Below are 21,695 nucleotides of genomic sequence, written 5' to 3'. Positions count from 1 at the left end.
GTTAGAACTTGAAGATATAGTAAACTTGTTGTTGTGCGTTAATCCAGTAAGGATTAGCGCATATTTTATTGTGTTTTTTTTGTAGTGAAAAAAACGAGAAGTATACTTCTTCAATAAAAATATGATTATTTTCAATAATAATTTATTGTAAAACGATAAAGTTTCAGTTAAAATCAAACTAACAATAAATAAGTGAGGTGCTTAAAGTGAAAGTATCAACATTGTTTTTAAAAATTGCTGTTATTCTTCTAGGTGTACCAGTCCTTGTTCTGTGCATCTTTCTGGTACCAGAGCTAGGGAGTGTTGCAGCAGAATTACTTCCAGAGTTTGCTTTTATAAAATTCCTTGTTAGTCTTGTTTTTTATGCATCTGCTATCCCTTATTACTTTGCACTGTATCAGGCTTTCAAACTTTTACGATACATTGACAACAGCGAAGCTTTTTCCGAATTATCGGTGAGAGCCTTAAAGATTATTAAGAATTGTGCAATTACCATTAGTGGTTTGCATGTGTTAGTTTTGCCACTCTTCTATCTCTTTGCAGAGATAGACGACGCGCCAGGTGTCATTTTTGTAGGATTGGTAGTTCCTTTTGCTTCAATGGTGATAGCAGTATTTGCAGCTGTTCTCCAAAGACTTTTACAAGAAGCAATTGATATAAAATCAGAAAATGATTTGACGGTCTGAGGTGAGAATTATGGCGATTATTATCAATATTGATGTGATGCTGGCTAAAAGAAAAATGAGTGTAACAGAGCTTTCAGAACGGGTTGGAATCACGATGGCTAACCTTTCAATTCTGAAAAATGGGAAGGCGAAAGCCATTCGATTATCAACTTTAGAGGCTATATGTAAAGCTTTAGAATGTCAACCTGGTGATATATTGGAATACCGAAGTGACGAAGACACGAAAAATGAGTGAAAATAGTTAAGACTTAAAGGGGAGTTACTCATGGATTTAATCGTTCAAAAGATGGAGGGAAAAATCGTAAGAGCGCTAAAACAACTTGTTCTTTTTGGGTGGGAGCAGTCCCTTTCATGTTTGTTTCCTGTCATTATTTTTGCCTCGCTTGCTTTTACGCAAATCGTGACACTTCCCTTTCTCCCTAGATATGACTGGCTCCTATTGATTTGCCTTCTGATGCAATGGGGGATGGTTCGGTCGGGGCTTGAAACACGAGATGAATTAAAGGTGATCACGTTGTTTCACTTAATTGGACTTGCGCTTGAGCTTTTCAAAGTGCATATGGGCTCATGGTCATACCCAGAAGAAGGGTATTCTAAAATCTTTGGTGTCCCTTTGTATAGTGGATTCATGTACGCAAGTGTAGCAAGTTACCTTTGTCAGGCATGGAGGAGGTTAAACGTTGAACTGGTCAAGTGGCCACCGTTTTATATCGTTGTACCTCTTGCAGCAGCAATATATTTGAATTTTTTCACCCACCATTACTGGATTGACATTCGTTGGTGGTTATCTGGACTAGTCATGATCGTTTTTTGGAAATCGTGGGTCATATATGAAGTTGGTGGAACTCGGTACCGTATGCCTATTGCACTTTCTTTTGTGCTCATTGGATTTTTTATCTGGATAGCTGAAAATATTGCAACATTCTTTGGTGCTTGGGAGTATCCAAACCAAACCGATGCATGGAGTCTCGTCCATCTTGGAAAAGTGAGTTCCTGGCTACTGTTAGTAATTGTTAGTTTTCTAATCGTAGCAACATTAAAACGGGTGAAGGGGAATAACTCTACTAGTATGGGTACTAGTGAATCTTTATAATCCAAGAGACTTACTTTTCTAAGAAGTTTGCTTACTAACATAGTAGGTTTTCCACCTTTTGGGAAAGTTCTTTTAATCCATAGAAACTCCAAAAATAGTTACGACCGATTCATCTAAACATTTTAGCACTCCTATAAACGGGAGTGCATTTTTTTTATAAAAATTACTATAACGTGATTCTCATCACAAGGATTCTAGATTCACTCTGGTATGATTCTTAATGAGAACAGTTATCACTTTAATCAAGGGGATGATGAATTTGAAAGTTATTAATTTAAACATTCCTATAGGAAAATTATGTAGTGAATTTCCAGAGATGGTGGACATTATGGCTGAATTAGGCTTTGACGGCATCACTAAGCCAGGTATGCTTCAAACGGCTGGTAGGGTTATGACAATACCGAACGGTTGCCGAATGAAGGGAATTGATCTTCAAACGGTCATTCATACGTTAGAGAAAAAAGGATTTACAATCAAAATTTAATGGGGTGAATAAAGTGAGTGAAATGATCAATAATCGAGAGAAAATAGAGCTTACTGCGGATTTAAGGCAAGAAAAGTTAAAAGAGATTATATTAGAACTTCATAATGGGAAAAGTGTTGAAGATGTAAAAGCTAAGTTTGAGGAAGCTGTAGGATCCATCTCAGTAAAAGAAATTTCTCAGTTAGAGCAGGCACTTATGCAAGAAGGAATTTCAGTGTCGGAAATACAAAGTCTATGTTCTGTCCATGCAGAGGTTTTTAAAGGTTCGATTGAGGACATCCATCGATCCGAACAGCCTGAGGAGCAACCAGGCCACCCTGTACACACGTTTAAATTAGAGAATAAAGAAATCGATAAACTGGTTAATTTTAAGATCCAATTGCATTTTGAAAGGTTTCAGCAAGATGACTCCAAGGAACATGCATTAAAGTTAGTTGAGGACTTAAATCTACTTTACGATGTTGACAAGCACTATAGCAGAAAAGAGAATTTACTATTCCCGTACCTTGAGAAATATGGGATATTCGGTCCTACACAAGTAATGTGGGGAGTAGACGATAGAATAAGAGATAGCATTAAAAAGGCTAAGCAGTTATTAACAGATTATAATGGGAACAAATCCGAAGTGATGGATACGTTGTACTTTGTCATTAGAGAAGTTACCGAAATGATCTTTAAAGAGGAACATATCCTTTTTCCAATGGCATTAAATACGTTGACAGAAGACGAATGGATAAAAATCGCAAATGAAAGCGATGAGATTGGCTATTGTCTAACAGCACCTGAAAAAGTCTGGGTTCCTAAACGAAATGAAGTTGATGAGGAAGCACTCTCTGATGGATATATTCGATTTGAAACTGGACTGCTCTCTATTAAACAGCTAGAACTACTGTTAAACCATTTGCCAGTTGATATTACATTCATCGATCAAAATGACGTAGTGCGTTATTTTTCTCATGGGAAAGAGCGAATCTTCGCAAGAACCAAGGCAGTGATTGGTCGAACTGTACAGAATTGTCACCCTCCAAGAAGTGTTCATACAGTGGAGCAACTATTAAAAGACTTTAAATCAGGGGAAAAAGATTGTGAAGATTTCTGGATTCGTTTTAAAGATAAGTACGTTCTAATTCGCTACTTTGCTGTACGAGACGAAGAGGGGAGCTATCTAGGGACACTTGAATTTACGCAAAACATCTCACCTATTCAAGAAATTACTGGTGAGAAAAGAATTTTGTCAGAGTAATAGGTAAATAGAGAAAATGAGGGACCTGTTGAAAGGTCCTTTGTGTTTGTTTGCCGTCAACTAGGGCTCGAAAGAATAATCGATTTAAAAATAAGTAAACTAAGTGAGTGAATTTTACTTGGACGTAGCAAATCTCTGTTTAAGCTCCTTTAAATATTTTTTCGTTAAAGGGACGTAACAATCTCCGGTAATAATTCGACTTTTTAACTTGTCTAACGTGTATGCTTGCCAGTCTTCTAATTGATGGAGTGGCCAATTTTTCAGAAAAAGTGCAAGAAGAAAGAACTGTCTCCATCGCAGGAAAAGTGGGATTTGCTCAATCATTTCTGCTGTTATTTTATGTTTTTGTAAATAGCCCTCCAGAAAGCTTTCTAAAAAAGTCTCCCCAAATGATGAATCATAGTCACCTATTTCAGTAGCCTGCCAGAATGCATGATAAAGTGTGACCGCTATATCTTGAGCAAACCACCCGTACACGCAGTCATCAAAGTCAATCACTCCAATTATTCCGTTATGGACTATAAGGTTCCCTTGATGAAAATCATTATGTATTAAGCCAAAAGAAGGTTCGGTATGGCTGACCGTGTTAATCTCTTGAATGATATCCTTCAAAGAGGATCTTATGTTTTCATCCTCATAGTCTTTGAGAAATTGAACCGTTTTATAATAAGATGTCTTAGCATCAGTATAGAAAGGCCTCTCAACTTCCCTATTCATTGGTGTGGCATGTATACTTCCTAGCGTTATTCCCCATTGATAAAAAAGTTTCTCATTCCATAAAGTGGGATTGGTAACATCTATAGGCTCCCCGACGACTTGACTGTAGGCAACCGTATAAAAAACATTTTCATTGATTGTTATCTCTTCAATCGTTTTTCCACTATGCGAATTTTTAGGAAGGGGAACTAGTATTCCAGAATTGGAAAGATGTGTTAGCCATTCTAGTTCAGCTTTTATCATGGCAAGACTCCTACGTTCTTCCTTCATAAGTCGTAAAAAAACCATCTCTGATTGATGGCGGCATTTAATCACAATATTTTGAAGTCCTTCTTTTATCCATTCGAATGACTGAATGTCATCGCCATAAAATGTAGATAGGTCTTTTATTAACGATTGCTTTTCCAAAATAGCACATCCTTAAGCTTGTTATTAGTATTTTACTAGATTGATGAGAAAAACTTCTATCTTTTTTCATGCTTATTATTTTTTTAACAAGGAAATATATGGTACATTTTATTAAACTGCAACCGGACGACGGGTCCTTTGATTAGTTAATGACTTTATGTATGGACTGTGTCGACCTTAAAGGGGGAAGAAATTGGATATCCTTATTTTATGTTTTATTATTGCAATAATCATACTTTTGAACATCGCAGCCTTTTTCTTACATAAAAAAGGCAAGCTTAATCTTATTCTTTCAGGTGTAGCTTTGATGATTTTAGCACCTGTCTTAGGATTTTTAAGTGGAGCATTATTTTATCAGTTTTATGATTGGAGCTCAGGTGGAACTGGTGAAGGTGCTGGGATTGGTGGGGCAGTTATCGGTATTGTAACGTTGTTAAATGGAGCACTAATTTTTGGGTTGGGGATAATAGGAAAGATATTGAAGATGATAAAGACAAAAAATCCACCGGTATAGACTGACATAGGCATATGAGACAATAATAAAACACCCTCTTAGGCTGCCATACTTCCATATTCTATGGGTGTGTGGTAGCCTAATTTTTCTTGGATACGCTCTTCATTATAATATTTTATATATTGATCCACTTTCTCTCTTACATTATCTAGGGACATTGAATTAAACTTTACGTACTGGAACTCTTCTGATTTTAGATTTGAGTGGAACGATTCAATAACTGCATTATCCCAACAGTTTCCCCTTCTTGACATGCTACTAACTAAATTCTTTTCTTTTACTAAATTCTGATACGAATACGAAGTATATACACTGCCTTGATCCGAATGTATGATGACTCCTTTTGGGTTACCTCTCACTTCTAAAGCTTCCTTTAAAGTATCTAAAACTAACGGAGTTTGTTGATGTGTATATACTTTATAAGAAACAATTTGATTATTATACAAGTCCATTATGGTCGATAGGTACAACGTGGAGGAACCATATTGAATATACGTTATGTCCGTTACCCACTTTTGATTAGGCGAAGCTGCCGTAAAATCACGTTGTAACAGGTTGGGTGCTATAATAACTGATTCTCCTTGTGATTTCCACTTTCGCTTTGGTTTTACTCGACACTGTAAATGGTGTTTTTGCATGATTCGTTGAACTGTGTTCCGATTTAACTTTATTTGATACTTACGTTTTAATAACTGTGTAATCTTTCGGTGTCCATAACGATACTTGGTTTCAACACATAGCGAAATAATCATCTCTTCATAATTAGACAATTTGACTTCTTGGTTGGATGCCCAGCGATAGTAAGTGGCTCTAGGGACACCTAAAGCAGATAAAATAGCTGTAATAGTATACTTATTACGTAACTTTTGTACTAACTGAAGAACTACTTCCTTTTCAACTCCTTTTCGATTTCCAAATACTTTTTTAAGATTTCATTCTCCATTTTCAAATGGGTGATTTGATGCTCTTTCTTTACATCTTCACTCTGAGAATCAGGCCCATGTCCATATGAGTATTGTTTTCCGATTGGTTGATCAAATCTATGTATTTGATTTTCACGATACCATTTCATCCATGTTTTAATTTGAGATACATTTTTTATCCCATACTTTTTTATAATTTCTTCATTTGTAAACTGCCCACTCATTTTATCCTTAACTACTGCCCACTTTGTATCACTTGAATAAACGTTTTTGCCCACGCAAAAACACCTCCGAATAGTACTTTTAATAAGTGTACCATTTCGAAGGTGTTTTATTGTGTCTCATTTCACTAGGTTAGTCTAGTATAATGGTGGATTTTTATTGCCCTTCGTGTAATACATTTGTAGCACTGAGTAAGTTACCATCAGGATCTTTAAAGCCAAATCCTCCAAACCCATGATCCTCGTTGATGTTCAGAGTGGTTACTTCAATGTTTTTATCTTGTAACCATTGATAGAATTCCTTCAAATTAGGGGTATAGAAATCGATGATGCTATGTTCAATACCGTTGTTAGTATTGTTAAAGGATATTCCCTTTCGTCCTTCGGTTCCTACTAAGAATATAGTAGGTACACCTTTTTTCTTGAATGAAAGCATCGCGTTCTTTTCACCTTTAAACTCAACCTCAACGCCAAGAATGTCCTTATAGAACTCAATGGATAACTCTAAGTTCGTAACAGGGATTTCAAGAGTTGCAATATGTGATATAAAATTTGACATTATATGTAACCTCCTTTAGTAGACTTTTATCGTATTTTCGCCTTTTTAATCGTGTATCTTTCTCAAAATCTAAGGCTAGAAGCAAAAGAAGATACCTTACAATGGTAGTTATTCTATGTCAAAGATGAGTTTCCTTTTTTTCCTTAAGAGAAATGATCTATGTTAATATATATATTATAGGGAGGGATGGACTTGAGAGTAATACTTGAATTGTTAAGAATTCTTCTTATTTTCGTTCTAGGTGGAGCACTTTTGGGTTCCTTGATTAAGATGTTTTATAGCGTTTTAAACATTAACATGGAAACACATGGAATGCTTGCAATGATAGGAGTCTATATCTTTCTTTTTATATTATATCGGAATAAGTGGCAGTTTGCAGGTTGGTACAAAGGCAAGGGAAGAGAAAAACTTCCTAAGAGGGTAACGCAAATTCTCAGTCTTTGTGTAGCCCTATTTATTTTATCGCCAATTCTGCTTTCTATTTTAAAGTAAGATTGATGTACAATAAGAGCTGTCATGCTCTTTTTTTGTTCCAATTTATTTTTGTAGATTGACAAGACGGAATAAGAGGAACGATGGAGAACGAAGGTAGGTAAGGTTAGTGTGGCTATACAAAAAATTTATCCCTATATGTTTGGAGGAAATCGCTATGAATCAGTCTATGATTGAGACCATGAAAAGGCGTCAATCCATTAGAACCTATGACAATCAACCAATTTCCGAACAGCATATTAGATTGCTCCAGGAATTTATAAGCAGCGAATCTCACTTAGTAGGCCCCTTTGGTCGAAAGGGTAAAATGGAGTTGATACAGGTTACCAACAATGTTACAGATAAAGGGATTAAGCTAGGAACTTATGGCTTTATAAAAAATCCTAAAGCATATGTGGTAGGAATATGTGAGAACGATAAATATTCCCTTGTAGAGTTTGCATACAATTTCCACAAACTCGTTTTATTTGCAACTCAACTGGGAATGGGAACATGTTGGATGGGGGGAACATTTAGCCGTAATTCATTTGAGGAAGAAATCACTCTCAGGAAGGTTGAATTTATTCCGTGTGTAACTCCAGTAGGCTATCCAAAAGAAAAGCAAAGGATATTTGATAAAGCGGTACGTTATGTTGTAAAAGCTGATAATAAAAAGAAGTGGGATAAGCTTTTTTATGAACAAACCTTCGAGAAGACATTAGAAAAGACTCGTGCAGGTGATTATGAGACACCGATAGAAATGGTAAGACTTGGGCCATCTGCATCCAATAAACAGCCATGGAGACTAGTGCTATCTGAAAGTGGTAAGGTTTGTCATTTTTTCATAGAGCATACTCCAAACTATAGCAGCAGTCTAGGGTATGATATGCAATTGCTAGATATGGGAATAGCCATGTGTCAATTTGAAACAGCTTGTAAGGAGCTGAATCTAGAGGGGCATTGGGTAATTGAAGACACGCTTATAGATATGCCTAACGGAAACTTTGAGTATATTGTTAGCTGGAAGAGCCCATAGAAGTGGGGGATATGGAAATGGAACAAATCATATTTGGTCAACCGATTGATGAACTAGATTATTGTGAAAGAGTCGGGGTTTATGCCGTGATTTTTGATGTGAGTAGGAAGTTGATTGCTTCCGTACAAACGAAGAGAGGACATTATTTTTTACCAGGTGGTGGTGTAGAGAATAATGAATCTGATGAAGGTTGTTTAAAAAGAGAGTTATTAGAAGAGACTGGATTTGATGTAGAGATAAAGAGGTATGTTGGAGAAGCAAAGTTGTACTTCCTATCAACTAGAAATGAGCCTATTGTGAGTACTGGCCATTTTTACCTCGCATCTCTGCTAGAAAAAATACAGGAACCCGTCGATTTAGATCATACCCTTCAATGGATAAGTATGAAAGATGTTGATAGGTTCCTCGTTTTTGATCATCACAAATGGGCGGTGAAAAGAGCATTAACAGTGGGACCGTAATTTTTTCACAAATTTTTAAGAGGTACTAGTTAGAGTTGAAGTATATGTTCTTTTCTCTTTTTAATAATATATCAAAATATAACAACGTGATACTTAGAAGGCCTAGGTAGATTGGTAACGAAAATAAAAGACGGTACCCCTGCTTATAATGAAAAACCCCAAGCTTTGTTGCCGTGTATTCTAGAAGCATAGCAATACCAGCCCAGAAAAGCATATAAAACAGGACCTTAAATCCCCTAAATTTATAATAATCATAAATATAACAATAAATATAACCAAATGGACCGTACATGACATAGGTTAAGAAGTCGAAAAATTGATAAGATGAATTATCGTTTACGTCGTAAAAATCAAACGGGGGGATACTAATTGTATGGTCTGATAACATCCCGATATAGATACCAACTAAAACAAGAGTCATTGAGGTCGTTAATGAAAAGCGTCTAGGCATGAAAAATATCACTAAATAAAAGACAACAAAAACAATCACAATAAACCATTCATTTTGATTAAATTGTTGGTCATATACTTTCATAGTTTTTAGTCCTCTTGCTAGAATGTATGATCAATTTAGAAATGAATATAGCTAAGATAGAGAAAACAGCAATCTCGATAATGGTATACCAATTATTCCATTGCGTATAAGTATATACATCTAACCACTGGCCAAGATTTTCAACCAACAAGATAAAAATGGATACTGAGAGAATTGCTGTTACCCTTATAACGGTTTTTCGGTATGTATATAAGATCGTAACCATAAAAAGTAAAGCGCATGGATAGATAATGGTTCTATAGAGTAAATATGCTAGGAAGAATTCAGGCTCCATATTTGCTTCAATCCATTTTAAATTCAAACCAAATACCGTAAATGAGTTCTTTATAACAATAGATAAAAATAAAAAGATAAAAGAATTTTCGACAAATGATAATTTTCTAGGAAGTAAGCAAATGATGATAATAATGAACCACGCAATGATAAAATAAATGGTTAATGCCATGAAAACAATCCTTTTTAGAAACCAGTCTACCCATGTTTAAAGTAAAATATAAACATGGGGATGGGAGTATCAGTTTACATTTCTACGTAAACCTTACTCAAAGTGTTAGGAGACTTGGATGCTTTTCCTAGGAAGAATACGTTTGAATAGCCACATTAAAAAATGCTTGCAGGATATTTACCTTGCAAGCATTCATAAAACTATTTTAGTAGATTCCTACACGATCAAATCCAGAAGCAACTGCTGCTTCTTCTACACTTCCTTCACCATAAATATCTACAGCGGATTGAAGGGCAGCTTGACGCGCATCACTAAAATTAGAGTAAGGTGTTAAATAAACAGTTAGAGTACGATAGAAGATTTTCCCTAATTTTTCTCTACCGATGTCTTGACCAATTAGGTAAGCCGCATGGTTCGTAATAGATGAATTGACATGAACCCCGCCATTATCAACCGACACAGGCATGTCATAAAATTCATCCATATGATCAGGATAGACTCCACTTCCATACGCTGCTCGTTGTGCGTTACTAACTACAACACTATTTGGATCGCTCAAGCTACGCAACCTTGTTACTCCATTAGCTTTAGCATCTGGTGCCATGATGTTCTCGCCAATTTCCCAATCACTATCATCAACGAGTGCACCAAAGATGTCGGCAAATGATTCATTCAATGCACCAGATTGATTACGGTATACTAAACCGGCGGAATGAGTGATGACACCATGAGTCATTTCGTGAGCAGCAACGTCAAGACCAGCAGAAAGAGAAATAAAGAATTTCCCGTCACCATCTCCGTATGTCATGTTTCTACCATTCCAGAATGCGTTGTTATAATTACTGCCAAAGTGAACATTAGAAACGATTGCCATTCCTTCACCATCAATGGAGTTTCGGCCATGTTCATTTAAGAAATACTCATAAACCTTCTCAGAATTATAATGTGCATCAACAGCAGCCCTGTCGTAGTCATCATTAAATGCAGCATCATTTCCAGTAAATATTGTATCATTACTAGAACTCCAGTCGTTTTTAGCATCGTAGGTTAAAATACCTTCGAGATTTTCATGAGAATAATCTGCTAATGCGAACTGAGTACCGGCTCTTTCTTCCTTCAAATGTGAGATATGGAGTTCCCTATGTTCTCCGTGTACACCTAACCCGACTCCATGTTGTGTTTTCATTTCATCCGCATGCATAATAGCATTATATTGATCGATGACTTCTCCAGTATTAGCATCTACAAAAACAAACCAGTTACCAGGAGCATCTCCCATAAAATTTACATTCGCTTTATAAGCAGTATGATTTTTCCCTTTAAAAGGGTATACAACAAGATCAGATGTCGGTTCATATGTAAGTTCCTTAGGAGCATTTACGGTAGACTCAGCAATTTGGATAGCTTTTTCTGCACTAATAGAAGGCGTAGTATCCACTTCCTCATCGAAAACAGTTTGATTGATTCTTCCATTTACAGACACTACTTCATGATCCGCATTGAAGTGAACAATTACTTCAGATCCTTCAACAGGAATCCCATTCTTCGTTTGATTAAATCGAATGTGAGTCATTCCCAATTCATCTGTTGACACATTTTTCACTTTTAAATTCTTATTAGCTTCTTTAAACCCGGTTTTAGCTTCGTTTTTCTTTAGATAATTTAATGCATTACTAGAGTTACTAGCGGAAAACTTTTCAGAGAATCGCTCCTTAACGAAAAGAGGGACATTTGCCTTTTCATTCCACTCTTTTTGTCCTTGAACACTGGTAACTGAAATAGTTTCATTTGCAAACACACTGCTCATAGGAATAGATCCTAACAGTAATGCTGACGATAGGGCAACAGGTACAATAATTTTCTTCTTCAATATTTAGACCCCCTAATTATTTGATTCGTAATTATTATAAAAAAACAAAAATCTATTTACATGAATAATAAGAATTATTTTAATTTTTAGAAAACTAATAGAAAAACACTAAGAAATTATTTACTTAATAGGTAAATAAATCCAATAATCTGAATGCAGTTTGCATCTTTTATATTACGTATTGGGGATTTTTGTAAAAGAAGTAGATGTATTTTGAATAGTTGCTGGAGGTTTTGGTATGAAGTAGGTCGCTATATTAATAGGGTAAAATTATAGGGGGATAGATAGGACACTATTCCTATTATATTCCTGCAATACTATATCAATTTAATTTGTTGGAAATCATCTAAATACAAAGTGAAGAGTAGGTGTAAAGACATACTAGGGATTAAAACCATCGCCTAAATTCATGACATTCGAACAATCCATTGCGAATATATATATGACATGCCATGTAAGGGGGAGAAAAGCATGTCAAAAGTTGTAAGCATCATTAACCTTAAGGGCGGGGTTGGAAAAACAACCATAACAGTTGCTTTAGCAGAGTTTCTAGTCATTAAACATCATTTAAAGGTTTTAGTAATCGACCTAGACCCACAAACAAACTCGACCGTTTCCTTAATTGGCGAAGAGGAGTGGGAAAAGAAGAATAAAGCTAGTGAAACATTGTATCATTTGTTCAAAGATCACATTGACGACACCTGTCAGTTTGAACTAGAGAACAGTGTTGTAAAGAATTGCTCTAATTTAAGTGGCGGCTTAACAAACTTACATCTTATCCCTTCTAGTTTAGATTTTGTAGGTATCCAAGACCGCTTAATCAATATCGGACAAACAGCACTTATTAGACCGATTGATGTGTTGAAAAATGCAGTTCAGTCATACATACAAAACTACGACATTGTCTTAATCGATTGTCCTCCTAACCTAGGTCTCGTCACTCAGAATGGTTTAAACATTAGTGACCATTACATTATTCCAACGATTCCAGACCACTTATCCACTTATGGTATTCCGCAAATTATATCCAGTGTAAAAAGTTTTAATAGAAAAACAGGTACCCATGTTACCCCATTAGGCATCATTGCTTCCATGTATCGATCCAGTGTTACAAGACATAATTCGACTCTTAGAAAACTAACTTCTCAAGCCGCTGCAGGAGAGTTACCAAGGATCTTTGACACAAGAATTCCGTTAGCTTCAAAAGCAGCGGATGCCACACATTATGAGGCAGATAGTGTGAATACACTAAAGCAAAAATATGGTTGGGCTGGTTCAAATATTTATGATGCATTTACAAATTTAACGGAGGAGTTCTTACGACATGTTGAATTACCAAGAACCAAAAGTACGCAAACAACTTGCTAATGTCTTTCTCAAAATTGCGAAGAGGGTAGAAGAAGACGAGGAATTTGCAAAGTATATTTTTTCAGAATTAGAAGGAGAAGTATTAAAACCGGAGCCAACAAAGAAAAAGAAGGTTCCAAAACAAAAGTCTAAGGAAGAGCTTACGATTGATATTTTTTATATTTTTCAGGTTCAAGGTCCTGAGGGATTATTAAACTTGTTGAAATCCCTAGAGTTACAGGAGTTAAAGAAGATTGTTACCGAAAACGGCTTAGATCCTGCACAAAAGGTAAGAAAGTGGCGCTCGAGAGAGAAGATGATTGATTATATTATTGAGTCAGTCCGCAAGCAGATGTCAAAGGGTGGAGCATTTTTAAGATAGCGATGAGAGATAGTAGAGTCGATACCAATACAGGGTATCGACTTTTTTGACGTCTATTTAATGTTGTAGAAATCGGTTGAAAACTTAAAGCCGGTTAATTATGTGATACTCGGTAAAATATTTTAAAGTCGGTTAATTAAGGACAAGACTCGGTTAAATATTTCAAGAGTCGGTTAATTAGAGACAAAACTCGGTTAAATATTTTTAAAGTCGGTTAATTAGGGCAAAACTTGGTTAAGTTTTTTAAAAGCCGAGTAACCAAACGCGAAACTCGCTTTAAACTGCAAAAGAAACCGCCAAACTCTTAGAAAACAAAGATAATTGCAGCAACCATTACTTAATTGGCTCACTCATCATTTATTTTTCGAATAAGTGGCAAGCTGCAACAGCGAAATGCGCCTCCGGCTTTAATAATTTCGGAAAAATCAATTTCTATGACTTCATATCCTCGTGCTCGGAGTTGCTTATTGACTCCTTCATTAATTGGCTGACTGATAATTCTCCTGTTTCCGATTGATAAAACATTGATTCCTAGGGTGGCTTGTTCTTTTTGAGTCACTTCAATCAAATCGTATCTTGTGGCGAGAATAGCTTCATTATCCCTACCAAATTCACCTGGATAGATAAGGGCTTCGGTGGGTGAAATGATATTAAAAACACAATCTAAATGAAGAAATTGATCACTGAAAGGAAGTGCTAAAATCTCAAATTGGGGAAGCAATGTCCTCATGTGCTCAATGGCAGCTTTATGGGTTCGGTTACTTTCTCCAATATAAATCCAGTTCCGATCGATGAGAACGTCGCCCCCTTCAATATGATCCTTATTAAGATCTTGATGGGGGATTTTTAAATCATTTAGTAAATGAATTAGATTCTTTTCTTCTCCAAATCGCGGGGGGTGAGCCATTTTTGAGATAAACATTTTTTCTCCTAAAATGAATCCAACATCCCGAGTAAATACACCTTCTGAGAACTCTGGTTGTGGAGAAAGTGGAACCACTTCGATCTCATATTCTTTTAGCTTCTTAACAAATTCACCATGTTGGGACATTGCTTTATCTATATCAATGGTTATCTGCTCAGTTTCCCACTTTGGAACACCTTTTGTTTCTCCTGTGCTCATGAATGTTGGAGAACATACAATAACCTTTTGAAGGGCTTCATATTCTGTATAGCAAAATAATTCGTTATGCACTTTTTCCCCTCCTATAAAAAAATTACCTAATCTTACTATTCCCTCTAAAAAAATGAATATAAGGGGAAATCCCGATTCTAAAGGAGAACTTAGGAATTTTACTCTATTTCTAAATGGTGAAAAATTTAGTGGAATTTAGAGGACTTTGTGTATATTCGTTGATTATAATAAAGGTGTGACGAGTTTCCGTTGAAATGGGGATGCCCAAAAAGAAATCGGAGTTGAGGGAAGTTGGATTCAAAGAGGTTAAAAAAATCAGTTAAGCTCTCTATTGGAGCAACGGTGATGATGATTGCAATAGGCTATGGCTTTTTTAAACTATTAGAGTCATCAGGAGATGTAGGTGTTTCTTTTGGATATAAGGGGTTATTTGGAGCTAGCTATGTGGTAGAAGGGTTAGCATGGTTAGTTTTTTCGCTTGTTTTTTTCACTCTCGTCTTTTATTTGATCTTTTATATTAGGGAGAATTATAGGCAGCGACAAGATTAAGATATACTTAAAAAGGAGAGGGACAGCATTTTCATTCGCTGTCCCTTTGGCTTATTTTAGTAAATCGTGGTCTACGTAGCGCTCACCGTTAAGCTCACTAATAATGTTAATCGCTACTGCTGCACCATTTCCAGCTGTTACAATCGTGTGTACACTCACACCAGCTACTGTTCCAGCAGCCCAGATACCGTTTTTATTCGTACGACCATCCTTATCAACCTCAACAATGGATTTAATTCTTGGCTCTGTACCAGGGACAACGGTTAAACCTATGGATTCAGCTAGATCTGTTAAAACACCTGTTGCTAACAGTACATGCTTCGCTTGGTACTCACTATTTTCTGTTTGAACTGTATGCCCATCTTCACTTGAAGTAATGTTCGTTACAGAATCTTCAAGGAATTCTGCACCAAAGGCACTAGCTTGTTTTTTTCCAGTTTCAATTAAATCTGGACCAGAAATCTTTTCAACACCGTAGTGATTTTCTAACCAAGCACGCTTTGTCATGCTCTTACCGCTATCCAGCACTAATGTTTTCTTACCCGCTTTTGCAGCGAAAAGGGCTGCACTTGCTCCAGCAGGGCCGCCTCCGATAATTACGATATCATACATAGGGAATACCTCCATTAAAATATTTATTAATAGATAAATAGAATCTGATGATTTCTATTTATCATATTACAGAAAATACTATTCGTTGTTATAGCAACTAAAAAGCGAAAGCAATCATTTATAATTGCTTTTGAACATTGGAATTCATTTTTGCCAGAATTCTCTCCATCTGTGAAAGCTCCTCATTAGATATTCCCCTACAGACTATTTCATTAAACTCTTCTGCAATCGGAATAATCTTATCACCAAGATCCCTACCAGCTTGAGTAAGGTACAAGCGGACAGAGCGTCGATCATCCTTACAGTTAATTCTCTTAATAAAACCTTTATTCTCAAGATTCGAAGACATTCTAGCAATGTTGGTCTTATCTTTGTTCAGGCGTTCTACAAGTTGATTTTGGGTAATCCCGTCCTGCTCCCAAAGTAACATCATAATTAAATTTTGTTCAGGAGCAAGGTTGAATGGTTCCAATTTAGCTTTAATAAAGCTCGTTAGATGCAAGTCGGTCTTATGTAATTTAATACTAATATAATCCTGAAAGCTAAGCTTCAACATGATCCCTCGCCCTATAGTTGTTAGTTGCTACACATACTAATCATAGAAAATTTTAATCTTTGTGTCAATTTATAGACTTCCTATTTTTTTGAATGTTTAGGCATACAAAAAGGTGCCAATAAGGGCACCTTTAGGGAAGATAGCTGGTTGAAGGCCAATTTTATCTGCTCAACATTAATTTATGCTAAAGGGGGAGGAATGGTTGGGGTATCGCCCACTTGTTCATAAGTTTTTTTTTTCTTGTTCTTCTTTATTCCATTCACAATTTTTTCGTGCATTCCTTTATCCTTTAACAAATAGAACATAGAGATATCTGGTTTAAAGTTAGCCTCTATAAACCAAATATTTCCTTCCAAATCTACTCCAAGGTCAAATCCTATTATGGTGATATCCTTGTATAAATGGTGAAATCTATTGGCTAGGTGGTAACTAGCATGATCAACTTTTTTCTTTAACAGCTCAGTATTAGATCCATATAGTTTTTCTAGAGCCTCACCTAGAGGGAGGATTTTCTTTGATACATTGGTGACGATGTAATCATCATGGGCGATTTTAATTAGTGCTCCATTCACAATCCAAGTATCGCAATCTGGATCCAACTGAATTAATACTCTAATATCAAATATATTTCCATCCATCCTAGCAAGTTTAATTTTTTGTTGCACGAGATAAAAATTGTTTAGGAGCAACGTTGATTGTAGGAATTCATATGTCGTTACAAACCCTGTTACCTCAATTGATTTTTTCTCGTAGTGAATTTCATAGACATCATGGTCTTTTAGTGTAATCTGTGCAATTCCTTTTCCCCACTGACCGTTGCATGGCTTAATGAACACTTGCTTGTATTTTTGCAAGAAATCAAAGAGTGATTTCTCCGTTAGGATGGCCGTATCCGGTAAGCGGACTTTGTATTTCTTTTTGGAGGTTACTGATTTATATTGACTCCACTTGCTTAAAGGCCGAAGCTCCATAATATCACTTATCCAAAGGTTTTTTTCATGCGTAAGTAGCTTTATGACTAAGGTTGAGTCAGGTTCAATATTGTCTTCCATCTTTTTTGTAATTTGTTTAGCTATTGTAATGGCTTGATTATTAAGGGGAATTGTAGGTAATGGGTGTTGAATAGATACATTCCACCCCGAGGACAATAGTTTGCGTCTAAGTGTCACATAACAAGAAGTGCCCACACTCCTGTCGAGCGGTTTAACAATATAAAATCTCTTTTCCTTTATGAATTCATTTGAAATTAGTGATTTATACAATTGATCTTTTTGGGGAATCATTAAATTCTTTATATGGTTCTTAATTTGATATTGATTGGTTTTGAGTGTCTTAACAATGATTTTCCCGAAGCCAAAGCAAGGCAAAATTTCAATGTCCCTATACTTAGTAACGAGGTCAACAATGGATTTTTCGTCTAGTAATGATTCCTCTAGTAAATAGTTTGACAGTTCTTTGTCCGATTTCAGGAGTTGGTAAATTTTCCATCTGCCTTTTTTTACTTTCATTTTGGTCAACACCTTTGATGGTTAAAGTCAGTAGGCAAAGATCACAATGGCTGATCGTAAACAGCCCCTACCTTAACTGAATCTATAACATCATATGTAGTAAAATGAGAAAAGGAATGGGACATCTACATATTTAAACGATACAAATGCTCATAATAGGGGAATATAAACAAAAATGTTTTGGAGGCCACATGAGAGTTCTAATTATGATCTTCCTCATTTTGTTTTCTGGGATTCCGACTATTGCCAATGCTAATAAGTTACCATGTAGTATAATCTTAGAGCCTGTCGATCAAGGGCTGAAGTATGCTAAAGGAACAGCATTAGTGTATAAAGTAAGGCCTATCCCGCAAAGTTTTGAGCGTACCAATGTGAGCATTTTAGCTGTTCATCTTCCAGAACCGTCTTCGTACGGGAATTATGATCGGTATGAAGGGCTTGCTTTTATTCCAGGAGAGATTAGTTGGCGGTTTCCACTTTATCCAACACCGGAAAACCTTGGACCCTCATGGGCTGGAAGGTTTGATTTTATAACAGCTGAAATGAAGAATGTAATAATCCAAGTTAGACTTTCACATTCAAAAGAAGAGAAGTTAGGGCCAAGTGTATTATCGAATACCATTAATTCCTGTAAATAACTTGGATCTGATTCTTTTTCAGGTCCCTTTAAAATTAATAAGGGGGGGAGAACCATATGGATATTGGAGTTATCCTAATCATCTTTATTTCCTTATGGTCAATTACTAAGACCTTAGAAAAATTGTCGGATAAGATTTTGGAGAAACAGGACAGACAATACGAACTGTTAGAGAAAATTTTGAGAAAAATAGAGGAACAATCTAGTAATGACGAGAAAAAAGATTAATAGTTTCCAAAATTGAGTAGTACCGTGAAATCAATCATAAAAAGTATGATAACAATCTACATAGCAGAAAGTGTAACGACTATAGCGTTGGTTGTGGAAAATAAATTCCATGTAAAAGGGGGGCAAGAATCAATGAATAGAAAATGGACCATAATAGGTTGCTCTGTCATGTACTTGGGAGCACTAATTGTTTTGGGGAGTATTTTATATGATTATTTCGTCCTGAATCAGCTTAATTTAGGGTTTATTGGGTTAGCGATTATTCCGGCAGCGGGTGCTACCATGGTCTTGAAGTATTCTAATTTTTCAAAGGAGAACCAGTCTTAAAGTGAGAGACTTCGAGATTTAGAAAACAGAAAGGAAGTTTATAACGGTAGAAAAGAATGAGAGTAAATCGAATGTTATCCATGCTTTTAATTATTTTGAATAAGGGAAAGGTGACTGGGAAAGAACTTGCCGATCACTTTGAAGTTTCTCTTCGGACAATTTATCGGGACATTGAGAAAATTGGCGAAGCGGGCATACCAATTGCTTCCTTTGGTGGCAAGGGTGGCGGGTATTATATTATGGATGAGTACCGTGTGAATAACCTCTTTTTAAATAAAAGTGAGGCAAATATTTTCGTTGAGGTAATGAACAACCTTGATTTTTTATTCGGTAAAAATTCTCATTATAATGATATTCTTCTTAAGTTCGAGAATACGACAAAGCAAAATAGTAGCTTTACAGAGAACCTTCATATAAATATGTCTCATTTTAGTATGGAAAAAGAACTAATTAAACAATTAGCCTTAATGAATCAAAGTATGGAAGAAAGTAGGCTTCTCATTATTCAATACGTGAATAGACATATGGAAGATGAGGAGAGAGTGGTCGAGCCGTTACAAATTGAATTTTATAAAGGGCACTGGTATTTAATTGGTTTTTGTAGATTGAGAAGTGATTATAGAAGGTTCAAACTAGTCCGTATCCGTGACGTTCGCTTAGGTGATTTTTATCATCGGAAGAAGCTATCGAAAGACGATATCGAAAAGCTGTTAATTGATCGTTACGACCAACAGAGTACTCAAATAACTTTAAAGTTTACCTACCGGTTTGGGCCACATTTAAGTGAATTTTTTAGCAAAGACAAAATTACGAATGTAGAAGAAAAATATTTTTTAGTGAGAGATTCTTTTCCTTGTAATGAAGGTTTAATGAAGTTTATTTTAGGATTTGGCAACGATTGTGAAGTAATTGATCCAGCTGAATTACGAAATGAAATGAAAGCGTATGTGGAGCAATTGTATCAAAAATACCGACATTAATTTTAAGAGATATCCCAAAAGCTTGGTTTTGGGATACCTTTTATTGTTAGGTGATTTCTTCAATAATAGGAAAAATATACTATTATTATCGACCTACATACGGTATAGTATGTGTAGTTAAATTTACTGTTTTTGGGTGAGCATATGAAGAAATCATTTCTAACTAGAAAAATAAAGCTTTCTACTCTTTTAACTAGCTTGGTGGCCATTTCAATCATTTTTACCACAGTAATTTTGCTAGTTGCTTCCTATCAATCTCAGAGGGAGTCATTAATTGATGCGTATCTTCATCAAAATCATTCTAAGTCTAAAAAGATGAGTAAATCTGTTGATTCCTTGTTTCGTTCGATGAGAATAAGTTTAGAAGAGACAACAAACTTCTTTTCAGATACTAAGGGGTTAACAGATCAAGAGATTCAGGATTATTTAGACCTTCTAATAAAAAATAGTCGATATTTTAATTCTTTGTCATGGATTGATGAAAAAGGGGTTATTCAAAGTATTGCACCTGTTACAGTTGGGCTTAGGGGTCAAACTATAGCAACCGGGGTAACAAGAGAAGTTCTTGATTTAAAAAAAGCCACTTTGACAACACCTTATATTGCTCCATCAGGCCGTCTTATTGTATTAATGAGTCAGCCCTTCTATGACACTGATGGAAATTATAGAGGAATGATAGGTGGAAGTATTTATCTTCAAGAACAAAATGTTCTGAATGAAATCTTGGGTAACGACATTATGGAAGATAATGGATCGTATTATTATGTAGTTGGACCAGAAGGAAAGCTCCTATTTCACCCCGAAATTAAAAGAGTGGGGGAAGCGGTAACGGAAAATAGTATAGTTCAAGAGCTTATGCAAGGAAAAGATGGGATGAAAATTGTAACGAATACTCAAGGAGTAGAGATGCTAGCTGCATACAATTCTGTCCCTGAGACAGGGTGGGGAGTTGTGCAGCAAACACCGATCTCACATGTTAACGAGTTACTACTAAACCACCTTAAGAAACTCATCATGTACATGCTTTTGCCGTTTGTGTGTATTTTAATTATTTGTATCGTTATTGCTAGGAAACTAGCGAAACCATTCTTTGAACTTGCTAATCATGTGAAACAACTTGCCGCTGGGAAAGATGTGAGCGTTCCAAAAAATGATTCACATTGGAATAGAGAAGCAGATCTCTTAACAAAAAGTGTTATCTTTGCGATAGATGGGATTCAGGAGAAAAATAGTCGTCTTACTTATGAGGCTACTACAGATTCACTTACGAAATTCTTAAATAGAAGAAAATTAGATGAAGTGTTGAGAGCATGGGCACAGGATGGAAGGTTTTTTTCATTAGTCGCGATTGATATAGATAATTTTAAGTCAGTAAATGACACATATGGTCACCAAGCCGGTGATGAAGTAATAAAATTCTTAGCAAACAACATTCAATCTAAGGCTAGACCGTGCGATATTTGTTTCCGCTATGGAGGAGAGGAATTTGTTATATTACTTCCATATACGCATTTTTCTGAAGCACACGAAATTTCTGAGTTAATTAGGGAAACCGTGGAGAAGACCGTTAGTCCGGTTGGGAAACCGATGACCATATCAATTGGAATCTCAGAGTTTCCACTACACACAAATTCGTTAGGTGAAATTTTTCAATTAGCCGATCATGCCCTATATGAATCAAAATTAAAAGGGAAGAACCGTGTAACCATTTGGTCGAAAGATATTATGATCAATTAGAATTTGAAAT

Annotated in this window: 27 protein-coding genes; 17 read left to right on the top strand and 10 right to left on the bottom strand. The window is 35.9% G+C overall.

The features are described from left to right. Positions 1-206: 206 nt before the first annotated feature. The 5 genes from ACFYKX_RS05395 to ACFYKX_RS05375 all read left to right on the top strand — a co-directional run bounded on the left by ACFYKX_RS05395 (position 207) and on the right by ACFYKX_RS05375 (position 3,506). Positions 207-686, top strand: a complete 480-nt coding sequence (locus ACFYKX_RS05395; protein WP_389358784.1) for a DUF2975 domain-containing protein — start codon at positions 207-209, stop codon at positions 684-686. Positions 687-696: 10 nt separating this feature from the next. After that, positions 697-921, top strand: a complete 225-nt coding sequence (locus ACFYKX_RS05390; protein ID WP_389358782.1) for a helix-turn-helix domain-containing protein — start codon at positions 697-699, stop codon at positions 919-921. Positions 922-951: 30 nt separating this feature from the next. After that, positions 952-1,779, top strand: a complete 828-nt coding sequence (locus ACFYKX_RS05385; RefSeq protein ID WP_389358780.1) for a DUF817 domain-containing protein — start codon at positions 952-954, stop codon at positions 1,777-1,779. 253 nt (positions 1,780-2,032) lie between these two features. After that, positions 2,033-2,263, top strand: coding sequence for a DUF1858 domain-containing protein (locus ACFYKX_RS05380; protein WP_389359059.1), 231 nt, complete (start codon positions 2,033-2,035; stop codon positions 2,261-2,263). Between the two features lie 13 nt (positions 2,264-2,276). Then, complete coding sequence (locus ACFYKX_RS05375; RefSeq protein WP_389358778.1) at positions 2,277-3,506, top strand: DUF438 domain-containing protein; 1,230 nt, start codon at positions 2,277-2,279, stop codon at positions 3,504-3,506. Between the two features lie 114 nt (positions 3,507-3,620). Here ACFYKX_RS05375 and ACFYKX_RS05370 read toward each other — a convergent pair whose 3' ends face one another. Beyond that, the gene (locus ACFYKX_RS05370; protein WP_389358776.1) at positions 3,621-4,631 is read right to left on the bottom strand and encodes a phosphotransferase enzyme family protein; all 1,011 of its coding nucleotides are present in this window, start codon (positions 4,629-4,631) and stop codon (positions 3,621-3,623) included. Positions 4,632-4,824: 193 nt separating this feature from the next. Between ACFYKX_RS05370 and ACFYKX_RS05365 the strand changes: the two genes are divergently transcribed. Further along, the gene (locus tag ACFYKX_RS05365; protein ID WP_389358774.1) at positions 4,825-5,145 is read left to right on the top strand and encodes an inner-membrane translocator; all 321 of its coding nucleotides are present in this window, start codon (positions 4,825-4,827) and stop codon (positions 5,143-5,145) included. Positions 5,146-5,183: 38 nt separating this feature from the next. Here the strand turns inward: ACFYKX_RS05365 and ACFYKX_RS05360 are convergent. Both ACFYKX_RS05360 and ACFYKX_RS05355 read right to left on the bottom strand, forming a co-directional pair. Beyond that, a protein-coding gene (locus ACFYKX_RS05360) for an IS3 family transposase (RefSeq protein WP_389358772.1) occupies positions 5,184-6,346 on the bottom strand; the annotation gives its coding sequence in 2 pieces (ribosomal slippage) (positions 5,184-6,070 and positions 6,070-6,346; 1,164 coding nt in all). Between the two features lie 100 nt (positions 6,347-6,446). Beyond that, positions 6,447-6,848, bottom strand: a complete 402-nt coding sequence (locus tag ACFYKX_RS05355; RefSeq protein ID WP_389358770.1) for a VOC family protein — start codon at positions 6,846-6,848, stop codon at positions 6,447-6,449. A 192-nt stretch (positions 6,849-7,040) separates the two neighbouring features. On the opposite strand from ACFYKX_RS05355, the gene ACFYKX_RS05350 reads away from it, so the two are divergent. The 3 genes from ACFYKX_RS05350 to ACFYKX_RS05340 all read left to right on the top strand — a co-directional run bounded on the left by ACFYKX_RS05350 (position 7,041) and on the right by ACFYKX_RS05340 (position 8,816). Continuing rightward, complete coding sequence (locus ACFYKX_RS05350) at positions 7,041-7,340, top strand: hypothetical protein (protein WP_389358768.1); 300 nt, start codon at positions 7,041-7,043, stop codon at positions 7,338-7,340. A 157-nt stretch (positions 7,341-7,497) separates the two neighbouring features. Beyond that, complete coding sequence (locus ACFYKX_RS05345; RefSeq protein ID WP_389358766.1) at positions 7,498-8,355, top strand: nitroreductase family protein; 858 nt, start codon at positions 7,498-7,500, stop codon at positions 8,353-8,355. A gap of 17 nt (positions 8,356-8,372) precedes the next feature. Further along, entirely contained in the window at positions 8,373-8,816 is a 444-nt protein-coding gene (locus ACFYKX_RS05340; protein ID WP_389358764.1) for an NUDIX hydrolase, read from the top strand. A gap of 25 nt (positions 8,817-8,841) precedes the next feature. On the opposite strand, the gene ACFYKX_RS05335 is transcribed toward ACFYKX_RS05340, so the two are convergent. The 3 genes from ACFYKX_RS05335 to ACFYKX_RS05325 all read right to left on the bottom strand — a co-directional run bounded on the left by ACFYKX_RS05335 (position 8,842) and on the right by ACFYKX_RS05325 (position 11,687). Continuing rightward, positions 8,842-9,351: a hypothetical protein gene (locus tag ACFYKX_RS05335; protein ID WP_389358762.1), complete on the bottom strand. Its 510-nt coding sequence runs from the start codon at positions 9,349-9,351 to the stop codon at positions 8,842-8,844. Continuing rightward, positions 9,338-9,817 (bottom strand): hypothetical protein, encoded by a 480-nt coding sequence (locus tag ACFYKX_RS05330; RefSeq protein WP_389358760.1) that lies wholly within the window; start codon positions 9,815-9,817, stop codon positions 9,338-9,340. Before ACFYKX_RS05330 ends, ACFYKX_RS05335 begins: the two co-directional genes overlap by 14 nt. A 205-nt stretch (positions 9,818-10,022) precedes the next feature. After that, positions 10,023-11,687 (bottom strand): M4 family metallopeptidase, encoded by a 1,665-nt coding sequence (locus ACFYKX_RS05325; RefSeq protein WP_389358758.1) that lies wholly within the window; start codon positions 11,685-11,687, stop codon positions 10,023-10,025. A 471-nt stretch (positions 11,688-12,158) separates the two neighbouring features. Here ACFYKX_RS05325 and ACFYKX_RS05320 point away from each other — a divergent pair, with 471 nt between their 5' ends. Both ACFYKX_RS05320 and ACFYKX_RS05315 read left to right on the top strand, forming a co-directional pair. Further along, positions 12,159-13,055, top strand: a complete 897-nt coding sequence (locus ACFYKX_RS05320; protein WP_389358756.1) for a ParA family protein — start codon at positions 12,159-12,161, stop codon at positions 13,053-13,055. Then, entirely contained in the window at positions 13,012-13,416 is a 405-nt protein-coding gene (locus ACFYKX_RS05315) for a hypothetical protein (protein ID WP_389358754.1), read from the top strand. The genes ACFYKX_RS05320 and ACFYKX_RS05315 overlap by 44 nt, the downstream gene beginning before the upstream one ends. A gap of 346 nt (positions 13,417-13,762) precedes the next feature. Here ACFYKX_RS05315 and ACFYKX_RS05310 read toward each other — a convergent pair whose 3' ends face one another. Beyond that, complete coding sequence (locus tag ACFYKX_RS05310; RefSeq protein WP_389358752.1) at positions 13,763-14,611, bottom strand: dimethylarginine dimethylaminohydrolase family protein; 849 nt, start codon at positions 14,609-14,611, stop codon at positions 13,763-13,765. Positions 14,612-14,842: 231 nt separating this feature from the next. Here ACFYKX_RS05310 and ACFYKX_RS05305 point away from each other — a divergent pair, with 231 nt between their 5' ends. Further along, positions 14,843-15,100 carry a hypothetical protein gene (locus ACFYKX_RS05305; protein ID WP_389358750.1) on the top strand — a complete coding sequence of 86 codons (258 nt, stop codon included), beginning with the start codon at positions 14,843-14,845 and terminating at the stop codon, positions 15,098-15,100. A 51-nt stretch (positions 15,101-15,151) separates the two neighbouring features. On the opposite strand, the gene ACFYKX_RS05300 is transcribed toward ACFYKX_RS05305, so the two are convergent. The 3 genes from ACFYKX_RS05300 to ACFYKX_RS05290 all read right to left on the bottom strand — a co-directional run bounded on the left by ACFYKX_RS05300 (position 15,152) and on the right by ACFYKX_RS05290 (position 17,776). Beyond that, on the bottom strand, positions 15,152-15,712 hold the full coding sequence (locus ACFYKX_RS05300) for an FAD-dependent oxidoreductase (RefSeq protein WP_389358748.1): 561 nt from the start codon (positions 15,710-15,712) through the stop codon (positions 15,152-15,154). Positions 15,713-15,830: 118 nt separating this feature from the next. Then, complete coding sequence (locus ACFYKX_RS05295; RefSeq protein WP_389359057.1) at positions 15,831-16,265, bottom strand: MarR family winged helix-turn-helix transcriptional regulator; 435 nt, start codon at positions 16,263-16,265, stop codon at positions 15,831-15,833. A 182-nt stretch (positions 16,266-16,447) separates the two neighbouring features. Continuing rightward, positions 16,448-17,776, bottom strand: coding sequence for a YheC/YheD family protein (locus tag ACFYKX_RS05290; protein ID WP_389358746.1), 1,329 nt, complete (start codon positions 17,774-17,776; stop codon positions 16,448-16,450). A gap of 191 nt (positions 17,777-17,967) precedes the next feature. On the opposite strand from ACFYKX_RS05290, the gene ACFYKX_RS05285 reads away from it, so the two are divergent. The 5 genes from ACFYKX_RS05285 (at position 17,968) to ACFYKX_RS05265 (ending at position 21,685) form a co-directional block, all read left to right on the top strand. Beyond that, complete coding sequence (locus ACFYKX_RS05285; protein ID WP_389358744.1) at positions 17,968-18,414, top strand: hypothetical protein; 447 nt, start codon at positions 17,968-17,970, stop codon at positions 18,412-18,414. 56 nt (positions 18,415-18,470) lie between these two features. Further along, positions 18,471-18,641, top strand: coding sequence for a hypothetical protein (locus ACFYKX_RS05280; protein ID WP_389358742.1), 171 nt, complete (start codon positions 18,471-18,473; stop codon positions 18,639-18,641). Between the two features lie 132 nt (positions 18,642-18,773). Next, positions 18,774-18,968 (top strand): hypothetical protein, encoded by a 195-nt coding sequence (locus tag ACFYKX_RS05275; protein WP_389358741.1) that lies wholly within the window; start codon positions 18,774-18,776, stop codon positions 18,966-18,968. Between the two features lie 71 nt (positions 18,969-19,039). Further along, positions 19,040-19,948 (top strand): helix-turn-helix transcriptional regulator, encoded by a 909-nt coding sequence (locus tag ACFYKX_RS05270; protein ID WP_389358739.1) that lies wholly within the window; start codon positions 19,040-19,042, stop codon positions 19,946-19,948. Between the two features lie 144 nt (positions 19,949-20,092). Further along, a complete protein-coding gene (locus ACFYKX_RS05265; protein WP_389358737.1) occupies positions 20,093-21,685 on the top strand; it encodes a sensor domain-containing diguanylate cyclase in 1,593 nt (530 codons plus the stop codon). Positions 21,686-21,695: the final 10 nt, after the last annotated feature.

This window comes from Cytobacillus spartinae (genome assembly GCF_042865285.1).
In the GTDB taxonomy this organism is placed as follows: domain Bacteria; phylum Bacillota; class Bacilli; order Bacillales; family Cytobacillaceae; genus Robertmurraya_A; species Robertmurraya_A spartinae.
This window is presented reverse-complemented; position numbering and strand designations above follow the sequence as displayed.